This window comes from Paucilactobacillus vaccinostercus DSM 20634, assembly GCF_001436295.1.
GTDB classification, from domain to species: Bacteria; Bacillota; Bacilli; order Lactobacillales; family Lactobacillaceae; genus Paucilactobacillus; species Paucilactobacillus vaccinostercus.
This window is the reverse complement of record NZ_AYYY01000025.1, coordinates 82723-100850: the sequence shown is the minus strand read 5'-3', so window position 1 is coordinate 100850 and position 18128 is coordinate 82723. Positions and strand designations below refer to the sequence as shown.

Here is an 18128-nt window from a genome sequence, read left to right as displayed (position 1 = left end):
AAAAGCCATGTGATACGCGCTTATCTTTTTAACAAGTCTATTTTGAGAATTCTTCGTCTTGCGCTTGTTGATAAAGTTTGTCCAGTTCACCAGTTTGTTTCATCTGTTTGATAACAAGATTGACCTGCTTCAACAGTTTTTTATCACCTTTACGAGTTGCGATACTGATGTTGCGCTGTGATTTTGGCGTTGGTAGTGCAATAGATGCGACTTCATACTTATCAGGATGTTGTTTGATAAAGTTATCAGCAACGACGCTATCCAGGATGACACCACTGAGCTTCCCATTTTGCAGTTCGGAGGCGAGACTATTGACGTTACTTTCAGTAACGAGATTAGATTTGGTTAAATGATTCTTTGCAATTGATTCCTGTAGGGATGCTTGCTGGGCACCCACAGATTTACCAGCTAAGTCACTGATATGAGCATATGTGGTGGCCTGTCCTTTTTGGACGAGTAACACATTTTTGACCTTATAGTATCCCATTGAAAAAGCAACGGATTTTTCGCGGGCCGGCGTATCTGTCATTCCAGCCATTACGATATCAACTTTGTTTTGATTGAGATCAGTAATTAGTGAGGAAAAAGTTGTATTTTGAACTTCCAGCTTAACACCGAGCTTCTTAGCAATGCGGCGCGCAATATAGATATCGTAACCAGTAATTTGTTTTTGCCCATTTTTGATGACTGGAAACTCGAAGGGGGCAAAATCGGCTTCGGTACCGACAACTAACACCTTCTTGTCCTGAATTTTCTTGACACTAGTATCCCTCTGTTGACCACAGCCCGCGAGTGTTAAGACGAGTAATAAACTGAGAGACAGTGTAAGTAACCATTTTTTTGATCTCATAATCAAAGCTCCTTGAATATATATACATTTATTTTGTTATTTTTTACATATTAAACCATTTATTTGAATTAATAACAAGCCTTTTTTTAAAATATCATTTTTAGTATGATATTAGGCAGTAATTATTTTGAAAGAAACAATGACCGCTGCAAATCAACTGAATTGCCATTTCATGGATATAAATAGAAGAAAGCAATTAATTGAAATTCAAGGAATCGGTAGTGATGAGTGGCTTGATCGGCGTTTAACCGTTAAAAAGAAGAGCGATGAATGAAAATAGGCAGAAAAATATTCATTTAGTGCTGATGAAGAGCATTAAAATACAATTTTAAATAGAAAAATTAATAAAAATAAATTTTTATGAGAAGTTCAGAATTTAGTTGGCAAATTTTGAGACGGCTATTTTTGGAAAAAATAAATTAAATGCCAAAAACCCTTGTCATTGTAGGAACTTTCTAGTAATATATATAGGTGCTTGAGCTTTTCGGTAGGGTACAGCCGTGCCCTGGGTGGGCTTGAGTAAATCAGCGTTGATGTGAGAGGTTGCGACACACCCGGCCGCTTTGCCACAGGATGTGGCGGTAATTTTCACGGAGCTAGTCAAATTTAAAATATTGACGAAGGAGGGAACATAATGGCAAAACAAAAAATTCGTATTCGTTTGAAGGCCTACGAGCACCGCATCTTAGATCAGTCTGCTGACAAGATTGTTGAGACTGCTAAGCGTACTGGTGCCTCAATTTCAGGTCCAATTCCGTTACCAACGGAACGTACCTTGTACACGGTGCTTCGTTCACCACATAAGCACAAGGATTCACGTGAACAATTCGAAATGCGGACACACAAGCGTTTGATCGATATCATCGACCCAACACCAAAGACAGTTGATTCATTAATGAAACTTGACTTGCCAAGTGGTGTCGACATTGAAATTAAGCTTTAATAAATAATTATTACAACATATTGGAGGTGTACTCATGACCAAAGGAATCTTAGGTAAAAAAGTAGGGATGACACAAGTATTCACTGAATCAGGTGAATTGGTGCCAGTTACTGTAGTTGATGTAACTCCTAACGTTGTCTTACAAGTTAAGAACGTTGAAAACGACGGTTACAACGCCGTTCAACTCGGCTTCGATGACAAGCGTGAAGTGCTCAGCAACAAACCCGAACAAGGTCATGTAGCAAAAGCAAATACTACTCCTAAGCGCTTCATCAGTGAAATTAGAGATGCGCAGTTAGGAGACGACGTGAAAGTCGGCGATGAAATCAAGGCTGATCTTTTTGCAGCTGGTGAAGCTGTCGACGTCACAGGAACAACAAAAGGACACGGATATCAGGGTAATATCCATAAAGACGGTCAACGTCGTGGACCTATGGCTCACGGTTCTCGTTACCATCGTCGTCCTGGTTCACTTGGCGCAATCATTAACCGTGTGTTCAAGGGTAAGAAATTGCCTGGCCGCATGGGTGGTAATACTCGGACAATGCAAAACCTTAAGATTGTTCGCGTTGATACTGAAAACAATGTATTGCTTATCAAGGGTAACGTTCCGGGTGCTAACAAGTCATTCGTTACAATTCAAAACTCAGTAAAAGCAAACACTAAGAAAACTCTTAGCAAGCAAAAAAACAAACAATAAGAAGGGAGGAACTAGATAATGACAACAAGCGTTGCATTATATAAACAAGATGGAAGCCAAAACGGCACAGTTGATTTAAATGCTGATGTCTTTGGTATCGAACCAAACGAACACGCGATGTTTGATGCAATTTTGCGTCAACGTGCTTCTTTACGTCAAGGTACACATGCCGTTAAGAACCGTAGTGCTGTTCGCGGTGGTGGAAAGAAGCCATGGCGTCAAAAGGGTACTGGTCGTGCTCGTCAAGGTTCTATCCGTTCACCACAATGGCGTGGCGGTGGTATCGTCTTCGGACCTACTCCACGTTCATACAACTTCAGCTTACCTCGTAAGGTTCGCCAATTAGCTATCAAGTCAGCATTGTCACAAAAAGTGGCCGACGATAAATTCGTTGTTGTTGATGCACTTAGCTTTGAAACACCAAAGACAAAGGAATTCTCAGCAGTTCTTAACAGCTTGAACGTTGCAGAAAAGACTTTATTAGTTCTTGATAAAGAAAACGAAAATGCTGCATTATCTGCTCGTAACCTTGCTAACGTTACGGTTACCGACGCACAAAATGTTAACATTTTAGATGTAGTTAATAACGACAAGTTAGTAATTACTCAATCGGCTCTTTCTCAAGTAGAGGAGGTGCTCGCATAATGGAAGCACGCGATATTATTTTACGTCCAGTTGTCACTGAAGCAACAATGGCATTCATGGATGACAAGCGCTATGCATTTGATGTTGATGTACGAGCTACCAAGACTCAGGTCAAAAAAGCCATTGAAGAAATCTTCGATGTAAAAGTAGTTAAAGTTAACATTATGAACGTGAAGGGTAAGTTAAAGCGTCAAGGTCGTTACGAAGGCTACACTAAGAAGCGTCGTAAGGCTATTGTTACTTTATCTGCCGATTCTAAAGAAATTAAGTTATTCAACGAAGAATAATTAAATCTAGAATAGGAGGAAAATAAAGTGGGAATTCGGAAATACAAACCAACCACTAACGGTCGTCGTAATATGACTGGTTCTGACTTTGAAGAGATTACTAAAACAACTCCTGAAAAGTCATTATTAGCACCATTAAGTAAGACTGCCGGCCGTAACAGTTACGGACATATCACTGTTCGTCACCGTGGCGGTGGTACAAAGCGTCAATACCGTGTTATTGACTTTAAACGTATCAAAGACGATGTTCCAGCAACTGTTAAGGCAATTGAATATGATCCAAACCGTACAGCAAACATTGCATTGCTTGTTTATGCTGATGGTATTAAGTCATATATCATTGCACCTAAGGGCTTAAAAGTTGGAACAGAAGTACAATCAGGACCTGATGCTGATATCAAAGTAGGTAACGCATTACCTCTTAAGAACATCCCTGTTGGTACTATCGTTCACAACATTGAATTAAAACCAGGTAAGGGTGGCCAATTAGCTCGTTCAGCTGGGGCCTCAGCTCAAATCCTTGGTAAGGAAGACAAGTACGTCTTAGTACGTTTGGCTTCTGGTGAAGTTCGGATGGTTCTTGCAACTTGCCGTGCTACTATCGGTACTGTTGGTAACGAACAACATGAATTGATCAATGTTGGTAAGGCTGGCCGGAAACGTTATTCAGGTCAACGCCCACACGTTCGTGGATCAGTTATGAACCCTAACGATCACCCTCATGGTGGTGGTGAAGGTAAAGCTCCAGTCGGTCTACCATCTCCTCTTTCTCCATGGGGTAAGAAGACTGTTGGTAAGAAGACTCGTTCACACAAGGCTCGTTCAAGCAAATTTATTGTACGTGGTCGTAAACGTGGTCCACACACTCGCTAATTAGTTAATAGGTAGAATCCGAGAGGAGGTAACATAATGGGTCGTAGTTTGAAAAAGGGACCTTTCGCAGATGCTCATCTTTTGAAGAAGGTCGAAGCACAAGCTGATTCAGAAAAGAAAACTGTGATTAAAACATGGTCACGTCGTTCAACCATTTTCCCTAGTTTTATCGGTTACACATTCGCTGTTTATGATGGTCGTAAGCACGTACCAGTGTACGTTCAAGAAGACATGGTAGGACATAAGCTTGGCGAATTTGTACCAACCCGTACGTTCCATGGTCATGGAACTGACGATAAAAAAACTGGTAAATAAAGGAGGGTGAATTATGGCAGAACAAATTACATCAGCTAAGGCAACCGCTAAAACTGTTCGTGTTTCAGCTCGTAAAGTCCGTATGGTACTTGATGCGATTCGCGGCAAAAATGTTGTCGAAGCATTAGCAATTCTTAAGTTCACCCCTCGTGGTGCAGCTTCAGATGTTGAAAAAGTTTTAAAATCTGCTGTTGCAAACGCTGAAAATAATTTTGATTTGGATCGCGAATCATTGTACGTAAGCGAAACTTTTGCTAACGAAGGACCAACGCTCAAGCGTTTCCGTCCCCGTGCAAAGGGTTCAGCTTCACCAATTAATAAGCGGACAAGTCACATTACAGTGGTTGTATCAGAAAAGTAGGAGGAATAACAAGTGGGTCAAAAGATTAATCCAACAGGATTCCGTGTTGGTGTCATTCGCGATTGGCAAGCAAAATGGTATGCTGAAAAAGATTTTGCTAAGTTCTTGAACGAAGATTTACGGATCCGTAAATATATTTCAAAACGACTTGCTGATGCCTCTGTATCGACCGTTGAAATTGAACGTGCCGCAAATCGCGTTAACGTTTCAATTCACACTGCCAAGCCAGGAATGGTTATTGGTAAGGGTGGTTCAGAAGTTGAAGCACTGCGTAAAGAATTAAACAAATTAACAGGCAAGCGTGTTCACATTAACATTGTGGAAATCAAAAAGCCTGACTTAGATGCACACCTTGTAGGCGAAAGCATCGCACGTCAACTTGAAGCTCGTGTAGCTTTCCGTCGTGCAATGCGTGGCGCAATGCAACGTGCAATGCGTTCTGGTGCCAAAGGTATCAAGACGCAAGTTGCTGGACGTTTGAATGGTGCCGACATGTCACGTGTTGAATCATATTCAGATGGTACAGTTCCTCTGCACACACTTCGTGCAGATATTGATTATTCATGGGATGAAGCCCGTACTACTTATGGTGCTTTGGGTGTTAAAACATGGATTTATCGTGGAGAGATTCTCCCAGAAAAGAAAGGCGCAAAACGCGCTAACGAGCAAGGAGGGAAATAAACATGCTAGTACCAAAACGAGTTAAGTTTCGTCGTGTACATCGTGGACACATGCGTGGTGAAGCTAAAGGCGGCAAGTTCGTTAGCTTTGGCGACTATGGTCTTCAAGCATTGGACTCCAGCTGGATTACAAACCGTCAAATCGAAGCTGCACGTATTGCCATGAACCGTTACATGAAGCGTGGTGGGAAAGTTTGGATCAAGATTTTCCCTCACAAATCATACACCGGAAAAGGTGTTGGTGTTCGAATGGGTAATGGGAAAGGTACTCCCGAAGGTTGGGTAGCACCTGTTAAGCGCGGTAAGGTAATGTTTGAAGTAGGGGGCGTTTCAGAAGAAGTCGCTCGCGAAGCACTACGTCTTGCCAGCCACAAATTACCAGTACGTTGCAAGATCGTAAAACGTGAGGAAGTAGGTGGGCAATCAGATGAAAAGTAAAGATTTTGTTCAGGAATTGAACGGATTAACCACTGCTGAAATTCTTAATAAAGAAAAAGAATTGAAAGATCAATTGTTTAACTTACGTTTCCAACTGGCTACTGGCCAACTTGAAAACACTGCAAGTCTTACACAAGTACGTAAAGACATTGCACGGGTGAAGACAGTTCTTCGTCAACAAGAAATTAACAAATAGAATACGAAAAGGAGGATTAACGCATGAGTGAAGAACGCAATGCTCGTAAGGTATACCAAGGTCGCGTTGTTTCAGATAAGATGGACAAGACAATTACTGTTCAAGTTGATACTTACAAGAACGCCCCTATTTATGGCAAACGAGTTAAGTACTCAAAGAAATATTATGCGCATGATGAAAATAACGAAGCTAAGACCGGCGATTTAGTGCAAATCATGGAAACTCGTCCATTGTCTGCCAAGAAACGTTTCCGTCTACTTTCAATTGTTGAAAAAGCTGTTATTATCTAAATCATCACTTTTAAATTCGTATTCTGATTTGAAGATGGAAGGAGGACATTAACCGTGATTCAACAAGAAAGTCGGTTGAAAGTCGCTGATAACTCAGGTGCCCGCGAAATTTTGGTAATCAAGATTTTGGGTGGCTCACGAGTAAAGACTGGTAATATTGGTGACATTATTGTTGCTACTGTAAAACAAGCAACACCAGGTGGCGTTGTCAAAAAGGGTGACGTCGTTAAGGCTGTCGTTGTCCGGACTAAAGCTGGACTTCGTCGTAACGATGGTTCATACATCAAGTTTGATGAAAACGCAGCTGTACTTATTAAGGATGACAAGAGCCCACAAGGCACACGTATTTTTGGACCTATCGCTCGTGAACTACGTGATGACGATTTCATGAAGATTGTCTCATTAGCTCCAGAAGTTCTGTAATTTCATCTATTTAATAAGGAGGTGCACATCAACATGTTCGTAAAATCTGGTGACAAAGTTCGAGTAATCAGTGGTAAGGACAAAGGCAAAGAAGGCACTATCAAAACAACCTTTGCTAAGGAAAACCGCGTGATTGTCGAAGGCGTAAATATGATCAAAAAACACCAAAAGCCAAGTAATGCTTACCCACAGGGTGGTGTCATTGATACTGAAGCGCCAATTCAAGCTTCAAATGTTATGTTAATCGATCCTTCAACAAACGAACCAACCCGCGTTGGATTTAAGGTTGTTGATGGCAAAAAGGTTCGCGTTGCCAAGAAATCTGGCAAAACGATTGACTAATCTCTAAAGGAAGGAGGAAAAATATTTCATGGTAAACCGTCTAAAGGAAAAGTACGTTAATGAAATTACACCTTCATTAATCGAAAAGTTTAACTATACTTCTGTAATGCAAGCACCAAAGGTCGACAAGATCGTTCTTAACATGGGTGTTGGTGATGCCACCACAAATGCCAAGAACTTGGATGAAGCTGTTGCAGAACTTCAATTAATTTCAGGTCAAAAGCCTTTAGTTACAAAGGCTAAGAAATCAATCGCTGGCTTCCGTCTTCGTGAGGGAATGTCAATCGGTGCCAAGGTTACACTCCGTGGCGAACGGATGTATGACTTCTTGGATAAGTTGATTAATGTTTCACTTCCCCGTGTTCGTGACTTCCATGGTGTTAGCAAAAAAGCTTTCGATGGCCGTGGTAACTACACATTGGGTGTACGTGAACAATTAATCTTCCCTGAAATTGATTACGATAATGTTAACCGTGTTCGTGGATTAGACATTGTTATTGTAACGACTGCCCAATCTGATGAAGAATCACGTGAACTATTGGCACAATTAGGAATGCCATTTGCTAAATAAATAAGGAGGTTCCACGCTTTGGCTAAAAAATCACAAATTGCTAAAAACAAGCGTCCAGCTAAGTATTCAACACAAGCATATACACGTTGTGAACGTTGTGGACGTCCGCACTCTGTTTATCAAAAGTTCCACCTATGCCGGATTTGCTTACGCGAACTCGCACATAAGGGTCAAATTCCTGGCATGAAGAAGGCCAGCTGGTAAACAAACCGACACAAAGGAGGATAAACATCGATGTCTATGAGTGATCCAATTGCAGACTTTTTGACTCGGATTCGTAACGCCAACATGGTTCGTCACGATTCCCTCGAAGTACCTGCATCAAAAATTTTGAAAGACATCGCAGAAATCTTGAAAAATGAAGGTTTCGTTCGCGATGTTGAATATATCGATGATGATAAGCAAGGCATCATTCGTGTGTTCTTGAAGTATGGTAAGGACAACGAACGTGTTATTTCAGGACTTAAGCGTATCTCGAAGCCAGGTCTTCGTTCATACGTTAAGGCTGATGCTGTTCCAAAGGTTCTTAATGGCCTTGGTATTGCTATCATCTCAACATCACAAGGTGTTGTGACTGATAAAGAAGCTCGTGCAAAGAAAATCGGCGGCGAAGTACTCGCTTACGTTTGGTAATATTTTAAAGTAGTTAGGAGGTGCACATATTGAGTCGTATTGGTTATAAAGTAGTTGAATTGCCAGCTGGCGTTGAAGTTTCACGCGATGGTGATGATGTTACAGTTAAAGGCCCTAAGGGTTCATTGACACGGACAGTTTCTCCAGTTATTTCAATGACTGTTGAAGGCAACGAAGTTAAATTCGATCGTCCTGACGACAACAACAAGACCCGTGCTTTACACGGAACTACTCGTGCTAACTTCAACAACATGGTTGAAGGTGTTACAAATGGTTTCAGCAAAACACTTAAGCTTGTCGGTGTTGGTTACCGTGTTCAATTAAAGGGAACTAAGTTAATTTTGGCAGTTGGTTACTCACATCCAGTTGAGTTCGAAACTCCAGAAGGTTTAACACTTGAAGTTCCTGATAACACAACAATCAAGATCAACGGAATTAGCAAACAAGCAGTTGGCGATTTTGCCGCTGAAGTTCGTGCCGTACGTTCACCAGAACCATACAAAGGTAAAGGTATTCGTTACGTTGATGAATATGTTCGTCGTAAGGAAGGTAAGACTGGTAAGTAGTCTTAACTAGAAAAAATTTAAAGAGGTGACAATTGTGATTTCGAAACCAGACAAGAATCAAACCCGCCAACGTCGTCATGCACGCGTTCGTGGTAAAATTTCTGGTACTGCGGAGCGCCCACGCTTAAGTGTGTATCGTTCAAATAAAAACATCTACGCTCAATTAATTGATGACGTAGCGGGTGTGACGCTCGCAAGTGCCTCCACAATTGATAAAGAAGTTAGTGGAAATAAAACAGAACAAGCAACCAAAGTCGGAGAACTAATTGCTAAGCGCGGTTCAGAAAAGAACGTTAGCGAAGTTGTCTTTGATCGTGGCGGTTACTTGTACCATGGTCGTGTACAAGCTTTAGCTGAAGCTGCACGTGAAAATGGACTTAAATTCTAGAGAAAAGGAGGAATAACCCGTAATGGCATCATTTATTGACCCATCAAAATTAGATCTTGAAGATAACGTTGTCGCTATCAACCGGATTACAAAGGTTGTTAAGGGTGGTCGTCGTCTTCGTTTTGCTGCTTTAGTTATCGTTGGTGATAAGAAGGGCCACGTTGGTTTTGGTACTGGTAAAGCTCAAGAAGTCCCAGAAGCAATCCGTAAGGCCGTTGAAGCTGCTAAAAAGAACCTGATCGAAGTGCCAATCGTTGGTACAACATTGCCACACCAAGTAATCGGTGTATATGGTGGTGGACGTATCTTGCTGAAGCCAGCCGTTGAAGGTTCTGGAGTTGCTGCTGGTGGCGCTGTTCGTTCCGTCATGGAACTTGCCGGTGTTGCCGATGTTACTTCAAAACGTCTTGGCTCAAACACTCCTGTCAATGTTGTTCGTGCAACCTTTGAAGGTTTGAAAGCATTGAAGAGTGCAGAAGAAGTCTCAGCATTACGTGGTGTTTCACTCGAACACTTATCTAAATAGGAGGACAGTCTCATGGCACAAGTTAAAATCACTTTAATTCACAGCGCTGCTCACCGTCTTCCTGCCCAACGTGCTATTGTTAAGGCACTTGGCCTTGGTAAGATTAACAGTTCAGTGATTAAACCAGATAATGAAGCAACTCGTGGTGCAATCTTTAAGGTTGCTCACTTAGTTACTATTGAAGAAGTTAAGTAATAAAATATCAACCAAGGAGGTGCAACCCTAAATGAAGTTACATGAATTAACACCAGCTGAAGGCTCACGTGGTGTTCGTAATCGTGTCGGACGTGGTACTTCATCCGGTAACGGTAAGACATCTGGTCGTGGACAAAAAGGTCAAAAGGCTCGTGGCAAAACACGTGTAGGCTTTGAAGGTGGCCAAATGCCATTGTATCGTCGGATTCCAAAGCGTGGCTTTACTAACATCAACCGTAAAGAATACGCAATTGTTAATTTGACAACTTTAAACCAATTTGATGATGGTACTGAAGTAACACCAGCATTCTTAATCGAAAATGGTGTTGTGAAAAACGAAAAGAGCGGTATCAAGATTCTTGGTAACGGTCAATTGACTAAAAAGTTGACAGTTAAAGCAAGCAAGTTTTCTGCTTCTGCTGTTTCAGCAATTGAGGCCGCAGGTGGTAAAACTGAGGTGATTTAATGTTCACAACTATCAAAAATGGACTCAAGGTATCAGAAATCCGTAAAAAGATTCTGTTTACCTTGTTTGTCTTGATTGTGTACCGACTTGGTGCATATATCACCGTTCCAGGAATTAACGCAGCGGCCCTTCAGGAAGTTGCGTCAACTGGATTGGCATCCATTTTGAACACGTTTAGTGGTGGCGGGTTAGAGAACTACTCATTGTTTGCAATGGGGGTTTCGCCGTACATCACAGCCCAAATTGTGGTTCAACTGTTGCAAATGGATATTGTTCCAAAGTTTGTTGAGTGGAGTAAGCAGGGGGACGTTGGTCGACGGAAGCTAAATCAAGCGACCCGTTGGTTAACAATTGTTCTTGGGTTTATTCAGTCAATTGGGATTACGGCTGGCTTTAATGCCTTAAGTACATTGAAATTAGTTAATAATCCAGGAATTAAGACCTATCTGATGATTGGTTTGATTCTGACAGCTGGAACGATGCTTGCAACGTGGATGGGTGATATGATTACCGAACGTGGGTTAGGTAATGGTGTTTCAATGCTGATTTTTGCCGGAATCATTGCTCAAATGCCAAGTGGGATTAAGCAACTTTGGCAAGATCAGATCGTTGGAGCTTCAGGAAACGATCTCTGGATCGGTATTGCATTCATCGCCGTTGTGGTCGTTGCACTCTTGATAATTGTGACTTTTGTTACTTGGGTACAACAAGCTGAGCGTCGTCTTCCAATTCAATACACACGTCGCACAACTAGCGCTCCGGAAAGTAGTTATTTACCATTAAAGATTAATGTTTCTGGTGTGATTCCCGTGATCTTTGCTGGATCATTTGTTTCAACGCCGCAGACAATCTTGATGGCCTTTCAACAAAATCACAGTGGTGATAGTTGGTATCAGATAATGACGAACATATTTAATATGCAAACCATCCCTGGTACATCGTTGTATATCCTGTTAATTGTTCTGTTTACATTCTTCTACGCGTTTGTTCAGGTTAATCCTGAAAAACTGTCAGAGAACTTGCAGAAACAAGGAAGTTATATTCCGGGTGTTTGGCCTGGAAAGGGGACACAAAAGTTCGTTGCCGGATTATTAATGCGGTTAAGTACGGTTGGTTCCGTCTTTCTTGGATTCATCTCGTTGATTCCGTTGTTAGCAAGTGACGTTTGGAACTTAAGCCAATCAATTGGGTTAGGTGGAACGAGTTTGCTGATTGTCGTGCAAATTGCGTTAGATGTAATTCGCCAATTGAATGGGTTAACAATGAAGCGAGAGTATATTGGGTTTATTCACGATTAAGGAGGAATTGGTAAATGAGTACCATGAATCTCATTTTAATGGGACTTCCGGGTGCCGGTAAAGGCACTCAAGCGCAAAAAATAGTTGAGGAATTTCATATTCCGCATATTTCAACCGGTGATATCTTCCGTGCCGCAATGAAGAATGAAACCGAAATGGGTCTTAAGGCTAAGGCGTATATCGATAAGGGTGAATTGGTTCCTGATGAAGTTACTAATGGCATCGTTAAAGATCGTTTAGCTGAAGATGATACTAAGGTTGGGTTCATGCTTGACGGATTTCCGCGGAATTTAGCACAGGCTGAGGCGCTTGATCAAATGCTCGCCGATTCAGATCGTAAGCTAGACGCCGTCTTGAATATTCACGTTGAACCAGAAGTTTTGGTGGAACGACTAACTGGTCGTTTTATCTGCCGCAACTGCGGTGCTACGTATCACAAACTTTATCACATGCCTAAAGTTGCGGGCACCTGTGATGTTTGTGGATCGCACGACTTTTATCAACGTGAAGATGATAAACCTGAAACGGTTAAAAACCGTTTAGATGTTAACATCAAGATGAACACACCGTTGGTTGATTATTATCAAGCAAAGAATGTGCTTCATACAGTTGATGGTCAACAAGACATCGATAAGGTTTATCAAGATGTTCAGCAGATTCTGAAAAGCCTGTAAAAAGGGAAGATAATAACTGTTACCTTGCTTTGCCGTTAAACCTGTGGTAAACTACTCTAGGTTTAGCGGCAAAAGTTAAGGCAGCTTAGTTCAGTCTGCCATTTTTACGTCGAATTTGTGGAACTAGGAGGAAGCTTTCGTGGCAAAAGACGATGTGATCGAAATTGAAGGTAAGGTTACCGAAACTTTACCGAATGCAATGTTTAAAGTAGAACTTGAAAATGGTCATGAGATTTTGGCACATGTTTCAGGGAAGATTCGGATGCACTACATCAAAATCTTGCCTGGGGATCGTGTTCAGGTCGAAATGTCACCATATGATTTGACCAAGGGTCGTATCACTTTCCGCTTTAAGTAGTTATCTAATTGGATTATGACTTTCTAGGAGGATATTCATAATGAAAGTAAGACCATCAGTAAAGCCCATGTGCGAACACTGCAAAGTGATCAAACGTAATGGACGTGTTATGGTGATTTGCTCTGCAAACCCTAAGCACAAACAACGTCAAGGAAAATAATTTTTTAACTGAAATGGAGGTGCACTAATCAATGGCTCGTTTTGCAGGTGTCGATTTACCTCGTGACAAACGAATTGTAATCGGCTTAACTTATATTTTCGGGATCGGTGACACTACAGCTCACAAGATCCTCGCAAACGCCGGCGTCTCAGAAGATGTCCGTGTTCGTGATTTAACACCTGATCAAGAAGACAAGATCCGTGCTGAAGTTGATCAACTTAAGGTTGAAGGTGACTTACGTCGCGAAACTTCACTGAACATCAAGCGTCTTCAAGAAATCGGTTCTTATCGTGGTATGCGTCATCGTCGTGGTTTACCAGTTCGTGGTCAACATACGAAGAACAACGCTCGTACTCGTAAGGGTAAGGCTGTTTCAATTGCAGGAAGAAAAAAATAATTAGATAAAGGAGGGTAATAATTTGGCTACAAAAAAAGGAACTCGTAAGCGTCGTGTCAAAAAGAATATTGAAGCCGGTGTGGCTCACATCCATTCAACATTCAACAACACGCTTGTTATGATTACTGATTTACAAGGTAATGCAGTTGCCTGGTCATCTGCTGGCTCATTAGGCTTCAAGGGTAGTCGTAAGTCTACTCCATTTGCCGCCCAAATGGCTTCAGAAGCTGCTGCCAAGGCATCAATGGAACACGGTATGAAGACTGTCGAAGTTGCTGTTAAGGGTCCAGGTTCCGGTCGTGAAGCTGCTATCCGTGCACTTCAAACTACTGGTCTTGAAGTGAGCGCAATTCGTGATGTGACACCAGTGCCACATAATGGTTCTCGTCCTCCAAAGCGTCGTCGTGTTTAATTCAGCTACATTTTCGTGGAGTTTTCTTCATATTAATGTATTTTATATTAATAGCGAACCACGTTTTGAAAGGGGTAAAAGATAAGAATGATCGAATTTGAGAAACCTAACATTCACAAAGTTGATGAAAGTAATAACTATGGCAAGTTTGTCGTAGAACCACTCGAGCGCGGTTATGGAACAACGCTTGGTAATTCGTTGCGTCGGATTTTACTGGCGTCTCTTCCTGGAGCAGCCATCACAAGTATCCAAATTGATGGTGTTTTGCATGAGTTTTCAACGGTTGAGGGTGTCACTGAAGACGTTACTCAAATCATTCTAAACATGAAGCAAATTTCTCTTAAGATCGACTCTGAGGAAGACAAGACTTTGGAAATTGATGTTAAGGGGCCTGCTGCTGTGACTGCTGGTGACATCGAAGCTGACGGTGATGTTGAGGTTCTAAATCCAGAACTGCATATCGCAACAGTTGCTGATGGTGCTGAGTTGCATATCCAGATGACTGCTAACACTGGTCGTGGCTACGTTTCAGCTGATGATAACAAAGCACGTATGGATGATCTTCCAATTGGTGTTTTACCGATTGATTCCATCTATACCCCGATCGAACGCGTGAACTATACGGTTGAAAACGCACGTGTAGGGCAACGTAATGATTACGACAAGTTGACTTTGGATGTTTGGTCTGATGGATCAATCACGCCAAGTGAGTCAATTAGTTTAGCTGCCAAAATTCTGACAGAGCATTTAGCAATGTTTGTTGATTTAACCGACACTGCTAAGAATGCTGAAATTATGGTCGAAAAAGAAGAGACTCATAAAGAAAAAATGTTAGAAATGACAATTGAAGAATTGGACCTTTCAGTTCGTTCATACAATTGCCTCAAGCGCGCCGGAATTAATACCGTTCAAGAGTTAACCGACCGTTCGGAAGCCGACATGATGAAGGTTCGTAACCTTGGTCGTAAGTCACTCGAAGAGGTTAAGGTTAAACTAGCCGATTTAGGATTGTCACTTCGTCAAGAAGACTAACACTCTCACAAAGGAGGAAACCTGTTCATGAGTTACCGTAAATTAGGACGCACAAGCTCACAACGTAAAGCTTTATTACGCGATTTAACTACTAACTTGATTGTTAATGGTCGTATTGAAACTACTGAAGCTCGCGCTAAAGAAGTTCGCAAGACTGCTGACCAAATGATTACTCTTGGCAAGCGCGGTGATTTACATGCCCGTCGCCAAGCTGCATCATTTCTTCGTAATGTTGTTGCGGATGTTAAAGAAGACGGCGACGATGTACGTGTACAATCTGCTCTTCAAAACTTGTTTGAAGAATTAGCACCTAAGTATGCTGATCGTAATGGTGGATATACTCGTATTTTGAAGACAATGCCTCGTCGCGGCGATGCTGCACAGATGGTTGTCCTTGAATTCGTCTAACAACATCTAAATAATAAAGCGTAATAAAGAATCACTATGATTGATGGTATAGAGCGTTATGATGGTGGAGAAATCCTAGTCTAGCTTGAATGCGGGGTAAAACCCGAGCGCCTCAGTTGTAAGTGATTTTTTTTGCGCTTTTTTTGTGTTTTTGGTATCGTTGAATGGTATGATGATTGGAGTTTAAAATAACTTTGGAGTGGCGTAAATGCATAAAATGATCACGGTCCAGGATGCCGTTTATTCCTATTCTGATGATGAGCACCTGGTGCTGAAAAATATCACGTTTGACGTTGAACGCGGGGAGTGGGTTTCAATTGTTGGTCACAATGGTAGTGGTAAAAGTACAATGGCCAAAGCAATTGATGGCCTACTTAAGTTAACTAGTGGCGCCATTGAAATTGATGGCACTGCGCTCGCGGAGGATACGGTTTGGAAAATTAGGGAGAAAATCGGATTTGTCTTTCAAAATCCAGATAACCAATTTGTGGGAGCGACGGTTGCAGATGATGTAGCATTTGGCCTTGAAAATCGACACGTTTCACATGATGAAATGGTTGCTAAAGTTGATGAAGCTTTACATCTTGTTCACATGGAAGCTTTTGCCGATCGTGAACCTGCTGGACTATCAGGTGGTCAAAAGCAGCGGGTGGCACTTGCCGGAGTGATCGCCATGCGTCCAGAGATTGTCATTCTTGATGAAGCGACAAGTATGCTAGATCCTGAAGGGCGACAAGAAATTATGCAGCTGATGCGTGAACTTAAGCAGACATATGATTTTACAGTCCTGACAATCACCCATGATATTGATGAAACAGCATTTGCTGATCGAATCTTACTCATTGATGACGGTGAATTAGTTGCCGCTGGGACACCTGAGCAGGTGTTGACTAACGGCACAGATTTAGTTGACCGCGGACTGGAATTACCGTATGCTGAGCGTTTGTTGAATCAATTAAACTTGTTACATATTGACGTGCCGCAGCAGTATATGACTAATGATCAGGTGGTGAAATGGCTTTGCCAAAAATTGAATTCAAGCAAGTAGCATTTACATACCAACCTAATACTCCGTTTGCGGTTAAGGCCTTAGATCATATTAATCTCGAGATTCCTGAAAATTCGTATACGGCGATTGTCGGTCACACGGGGAGTGGCAAATCAACAATTATTCAGTTGTTAGATGGGTTACTGCTTCCGACTAGCGGATCGATTCGTGTGGATGAGAATGTGATAAGTGCTACCAGTAGCAATGCCCAATTGGGCCGAATTAGAAGCCAAATTGGGATTGTTTTCCAGTTTCCAGAAGCTCAATTATTCGAAGAAACGGTTCTTAAAGATATTGCGTTCGGACCACAGAACTTTGGGAAATCCGAAGAAGAAGCCTTTGCACTAGCTCGTGAAGCGATGCAGCTTGTCGGGCTCGATGCTGACCTGGCGGAGCGTTCACCATTTGAACTCTCCGGTGGTCAGATGCGGCGGGTTGCAATTGCGGGCGTGCTCGCGATGAAACCGTCAATACTGATCTTAGATGAACCCACAGCTGGTTTGGATCCACGCGGACAGCGGGAAACGATGCAGTTATTCGAGCGATTGCACGTGGATCAACACGTGACAGTTATTTTGGTGACTCACCAGATGGAAGATGCGGCCCAGTATGCCGACCAAATTGCAGTGATGAATGGTGGCCAGCTGGTGAAGGTTGCGGAACCGGCCCAAATCTTTGCCAATCCGCAGTGGTTAAAGGATAATCACTTAACGGTGCCCAAAACGACGCAAATGGCGCACGAATTGGAACGGGGCGGGTTCACATTCAATCCGTATCCATTGACGCTTGAGCAGCTTGCAGTGCAGATTAAGCGACAACTAGAAAGTAGGACGCAATAATGTTTTCAAAGGTCTTATTTGGTCGGTTTGTCCCGACTAATTCACTTATTCATCGTCTTGATCCCCGGGCTAAACTTGTGTTAAGCCTGTACTTTATTGTGATCATCTTCATGGCTAATAGTTGGCAGACTTATGCTTGGTTGGCGGCCTTTACCTTAGGGGTGATCTTATCAACTAAAGTACCACTAAAATTTTTCTGGGACGGTATCCGCCCACTCGTTTGGATTATTTTGTTTACGGTAATCCTCCAAATCTTTTTTAGTAGTGGTGGACATGTGTACTGGGCGTGGGGAATTTTATCGGTGACGCAATTTGGTCTAGTTAACGGTGTTTATATTTTTTGTCGATTTCTATTGATTATTTGTATGTCCACGGTGCTGACATTGACCACGCAACCATTAATGATTGCCGATGCGGTTGAGGCACTCCTTAAGCCACTGGCCAAGCTGAAGGTCCCCGTATACGAACTGGCGTTAATGCTGTCGATCGCCTTACGATTTGTTCCAACCTTAATGGATGAGAGTCAAAAAATTATGAATGCGCAACGTGCCAGAGGAGTTAATTTTGGTACCGGGAGCCTAATCAAGCGGGTTCGATCATTGATACCGATTCTAATTCCGCTTTTTATTAGTGCCTTTAACCGGGCTGAGGACCTCGCAACGGCAATGGAAGCACGTGGCTACAGTGGTGGTGAGGGACGCAGCAAATATCGACTACTACACTGGCATCGTGCGGATACCGTGGCGTGCGTCGTCATGCTGGGCGTTACGCTGATTTTATTTGAATTAAGATATTTAGCATAGGAGTTTAAACA

At 42.2% G+C, this 18128-nt stretch carries 34 protein-coding genes; 33 read left to right on the top strand and 1 reads right to left on the bottom strand.

Annotation, left to right across the window (positions count from 1 at the left end; translation table 11 throughout):
• Nucleotides 1–37: 37 nt before the first annotated feature.
• A complete protein-coding gene (locus FC26_RS05755) occupies nt 38–850 on the bottom strand; it encodes a transporter substrate-binding domain-containing protein (protein WP_057778654.1) in 813 nt (270 codons plus the stop codon).
• A 127-nt stretch (nt 851–977) separates the two neighbouring features.
• Here FC26_RS05755 and FC26_RS12730 point away from each other — a divergent pair, with 127 nt between their 5' ends.
• The 33 genes from FC26_RS12730 to FC26_RS05595 all read left to right on the top strand — a co-directional run bounded on the left by FC26_RS12730 (nt 978) and on the right by FC26_RS05595 (nt 18117).
• Nucleotides 978–1124, top strand: a complete 147-nt coding sequence (locus FC26_RS12730; RefSeq protein WP_157061078.1) for a hypothetical protein — start codon at nt 978–980, stop codon at nt 1122–1124.
• A 360-nt stretch (nt 1125–1484) separates the two neighbouring features.
• A complete protein-coding gene (gene rpsJ, locus FC26_RS05750; protein WP_057778652.1) occupies nt 1485–1793 on the top strand; it encodes a 30S ribosomal protein S10 in 309 nt (102 codons plus the stop codon).
• Nucleotides 1794–1827: 34 nt separating this feature from the next.
• Complete coding sequence (gene rplC, locus FC26_RS05745; RefSeq protein ID WP_057778650.1) at nt 1828–2493, top strand: 50S ribosomal protein L3; 666 nt, start codon at nt 1828–1830, stop codon at nt 2491–2493.
• 18 nt (nt 2494–2511) lie between these two features.
• The gene (gene rplD, locus FC26_RS05740; RefSeq protein WP_057778648.1) at nt 2512–3138 is read left to right on the top strand and encodes a 50S ribosomal protein L4; all 627 of its coding nucleotides are present in this window, start codon (nt 2512–2514) and stop codon (nt 3136–3138) included.
• Nucleotides 3138–3425 carry a 50S ribosomal protein L23 gene (rplW, locus tag FC26_RS05735; protein WP_057778646.1) on the top strand — a complete coding sequence of 96 codons (288 nt, stop codon included), beginning with the start codon at nt 3138–3140 and terminating at the stop codon, nt 3423–3425. The genes rplD and rplW overlap by 1 nt, the downstream gene beginning before the upstream one ends.
• A gap of 27 nt (nt 3426–3452) precedes the next feature.
• A complete protein-coding gene (rplB, locus tag FC26_RS05730) occupies nt 3453–4298 on the top strand; it encodes a 50S ribosomal protein L2 (RefSeq protein WP_057778644.1) in 846 nt (281 codons plus the stop codon).
• A 36-nt stretch (nt 4299–4334) separates the two neighbouring features.
• The gene (rpsS, locus tag FC26_RS05725) at nt 4335–4613 is read left to right on the top strand and encodes a 30S ribosomal protein S19 (protein ID WP_057778642.1); all 279 of its coding nucleotides are present in this window, start codon (nt 4335–4337) and stop codon (nt 4611–4613) included.
• Between the two features lie 13 nt (nt 4614–4626).
• Nucleotides 4627–4974, top strand: a complete 348-nt coding sequence (gene rplV, locus FC26_RS05720; RefSeq protein WP_057778640.1) for a 50S ribosomal protein L22 — start codon at nt 4627–4629, stop codon at nt 4972–4974.
• A gap of 12 nt (nt 4975–4986) precedes the next feature.
• On the top strand, nt 4987–5655 hold the full coding sequence (gene rpsC / locus FC26_RS05715; protein ID WP_057778638.1) for a 30S ribosomal protein S3: 669 nt from the start codon (nt 4987–4989) through the stop codon (nt 5653–5655).
• A 2-nt stretch (nt 5656–5657) separates the two neighbouring features.
• Nucleotides 5658–6092: a 50S ribosomal protein L16 gene (gene rplP / locus FC26_RS05710; RefSeq protein ID WP_057778637.1), complete on the top strand. Its 435-nt coding sequence runs from the start codon at nt 5658–5660 to the stop codon at nt 6090–6092.
• Nucleotides 6082–6288 (top strand): 50S ribosomal protein L29, encoded by a 207-nt coding sequence (rpmC, locus tag FC26_RS05705; protein WP_057778635.1) that lies wholly within the window; start codon nt 6082–6084, stop codon nt 6286–6288. Before rplP ends, rpmC begins: the two co-directional genes overlap by 11 nt.
• Nucleotides 6289–6311: 23 nt before the next feature.
• Entirely contained in the window at nt 6312–6578 is a 267-nt protein-coding gene (gene rpsQ / locus FC26_RS05700; RefSeq protein ID WP_057778633.1) for a 30S ribosomal protein S17, read from the top strand.
• Between the two features lie 54 nt (nt 6579–6632).
• Nucleotides 6633–7001, top strand: coding sequence for a 50S ribosomal protein L14 (gene rplN, locus FC26_RS05695; protein WP_057778631.1), 369 nt, complete (start codon nt 6633–6635; stop codon nt 6999–7001).
• A gap of 33 nt (nt 7002–7034) precedes the next feature.
• Nucleotides 7035–7343, top strand: coding sequence for a 50S ribosomal protein L24 (rplX, locus tag FC26_RS05690; protein ID WP_057778627.1), 309 nt, complete (start codon nt 7035–7037; stop codon nt 7341–7343).
• 28 nt (nt 7344–7371) lie between these two features.
• Nucleotides 7372–7914, top strand: a complete 543-nt coding sequence (rplE, locus tag FC26_RS05685) for a 50S ribosomal protein L5 (RefSeq protein ID WP_057778625.1) — start codon at nt 7372–7374, stop codon at nt 7912–7914.
• 18 nt (nt 7915–7932) lie between these two features.
• Entirely contained in the window at nt 7933–8118 is a 186-nt protein-coding gene (locus FC26_RS05680) for a type Z 30S ribosomal protein S14 (RefSeq protein ID WP_057778624.1), read from the top strand.
• Between the two features lie 30 nt (nt 8119–8148).
• Complete coding sequence (rpsH, locus tag FC26_RS05675) at nt 8149–8547, top strand: 30S ribosomal protein S8 (protein WP_057778622.1); 399 nt, start codon at nt 8149–8151, stop codon at nt 8545–8547.
• 29 nt (nt 8548–8576) lie between these two features.
• A complete protein-coding gene (gene rplF / locus FC26_RS05670) occupies nt 8577–9113 on the top strand; it encodes a 50S ribosomal protein L6 (protein ID WP_057778620.1) in 537 nt (178 codons plus the stop codon).
• A 34-nt stretch (nt 9114–9147) separates the two neighbouring features.
• Nucleotides 9148–9501 carry a 50S ribosomal protein L18 gene (gene rplR, locus FC26_RS05665; RefSeq protein WP_157061076.1) on the top strand — a complete coding sequence of 118 codons (354 nt, stop codon included), beginning with the start codon at nt 9148–9150 and terminating at the stop codon, nt 9499–9501.
• A 22-nt stretch (nt 9502–9523) separates the two neighbouring features.
• The gene (gene rpsE / locus FC26_RS05660; RefSeq protein WP_057778616.1) at nt 9524–10027 is read left to right on the top strand and encodes a 30S ribosomal protein S5; all 504 of its coding nucleotides are present in this window, start codon (nt 9524–9526) and stop codon (nt 10025–10027) included.
• A gap of 12 nt (nt 10028–10039) precedes the next feature.
• Nucleotides 10040–10222 (top strand): 50S ribosomal protein L30, encoded by a 183-nt coding sequence (gene rpmD / locus FC26_RS05655; protein WP_057778614.1) that lies wholly within the window; start codon nt 10040–10042, stop codon nt 10220–10222.
• Between the two features lie 31 nt (nt 10223–10253).
• Complete coding sequence (gene rplO / locus FC26_RS05650; protein ID WP_057778612.1) at nt 10254–10688, top strand: 50S ribosomal protein L15; 435 nt, start codon at nt 10254–10256, stop codon at nt 10686–10688.
• Complete coding sequence (gene secY, locus FC26_RS05645) at nt 10688–11986, top strand: preprotein translocase subunit SecY (protein ID WP_057778610.1); 1299 nt, start codon at nt 10688–10690, stop codon at nt 11984–11986. Before rplO ends, secY begins: the two co-directional genes overlap by 1 nt.
• Before the next feature lie 23 nt (nt 11987–12009).
• Nucleotides 12010–12660: an adenylate kinase gene (locus FC26_RS05640; protein ID WP_338045557.1), complete on the top strand. Its 651-nt coding sequence runs from the start codon at nt 12010–12012 to the stop codon at nt 12658–12660.
• Nucleotides 12661–12799: 139 nt separating this feature from the next.
• Entirely contained in the window at nt 12800–13018 is a 219-nt protein-coding gene (gene infA / locus FC26_RS05635) for a translation initiation factor IF-1 (RefSeq protein ID WP_010621647.1), read from the top strand.
• Nucleotides 13019–13058: 40 nt separating this feature from the next.
• Entirely contained in the window at nt 13059–13178 is a 120-nt protein-coding gene (rpmJ, locus tag FC26_RS05630) for a 50S ribosomal protein L36 (RefSeq protein WP_010621648.1), read from the top strand.
• 31 nt (nt 13179–13209) lie between these two features.
• Nucleotides 13210–13575, top strand: coding sequence for a 30S ribosomal protein S13 (gene rpsM / locus FC26_RS05625; RefSeq protein ID WP_057778606.1), 366 nt, complete (start codon nt 13210–13212; stop codon nt 13573–13575).
• A 22-nt stretch (nt 13576–13597) separates the two neighbouring features.
• Entirely contained in the window at nt 13598–13987 is a 390-nt protein-coding gene (gene rpsK, locus FC26_RS05620) for a 30S ribosomal protein S11 (protein WP_057778605.1), read from the top strand.
• An 87-nt stretch (nt 13988–14074) separates the two neighbouring features.
• Complete coding sequence (locus FC26_RS05615) at nt 14075–15019, top strand: DNA-directed RNA polymerase subunit alpha (RefSeq protein ID WP_057778603.1); 945 nt, start codon at nt 14075–14077, stop codon at nt 15017–15019.
• A gap of 27 nt (nt 15020–15046) precedes the next feature.
• Complete coding sequence (rplQ, locus tag FC26_RS05610; RefSeq protein ID WP_057778602.1) at nt 15047–15427, top strand: 50S ribosomal protein L17; 381 nt, start codon at nt 15047–15049, stop codon at nt 15425–15427.
• Nucleotides 15428–15635: 208 nt separating this feature from the next.
• Nucleotides 15636–16475 carry an energy-coupling factor transporter ATPase gene (locus FC26_RS05605; RefSeq protein ID WP_057778600.1) on the top strand — a complete coding sequence of 280 codons (840 nt, stop codon included), beginning with the start codon at nt 15636–15638 and terminating at the stop codon, nt 16473–16475.
• The gene (locus tag FC26_RS05600) at nt 16448–17314 is read left to right on the top strand and encodes an energy-coupling factor ABC transporter ATP-binding protein (RefSeq protein WP_420835221.1); all 867 of its coding nucleotides are present in this window, start codon (nt 16448–16450) and stop codon (nt 17312–17314) included. The genes FC26_RS05605 and FC26_RS05600 overlap by 28 nt, the downstream gene beginning before the upstream one ends.
• A complete protein-coding gene (locus tag FC26_RS05595; RefSeq protein WP_057778596.1) occupies nt 17314–18117 on the top strand; it encodes an energy-coupling factor transporter transmembrane component T family protein in 804 nt (267 codons plus the stop codon). The genes FC26_RS05600 and FC26_RS05595 overlap by 1 nt, the downstream gene beginning before the upstream one ends.
• Nucleotides 18118–18128: the final 11 nt, after the last annotated feature.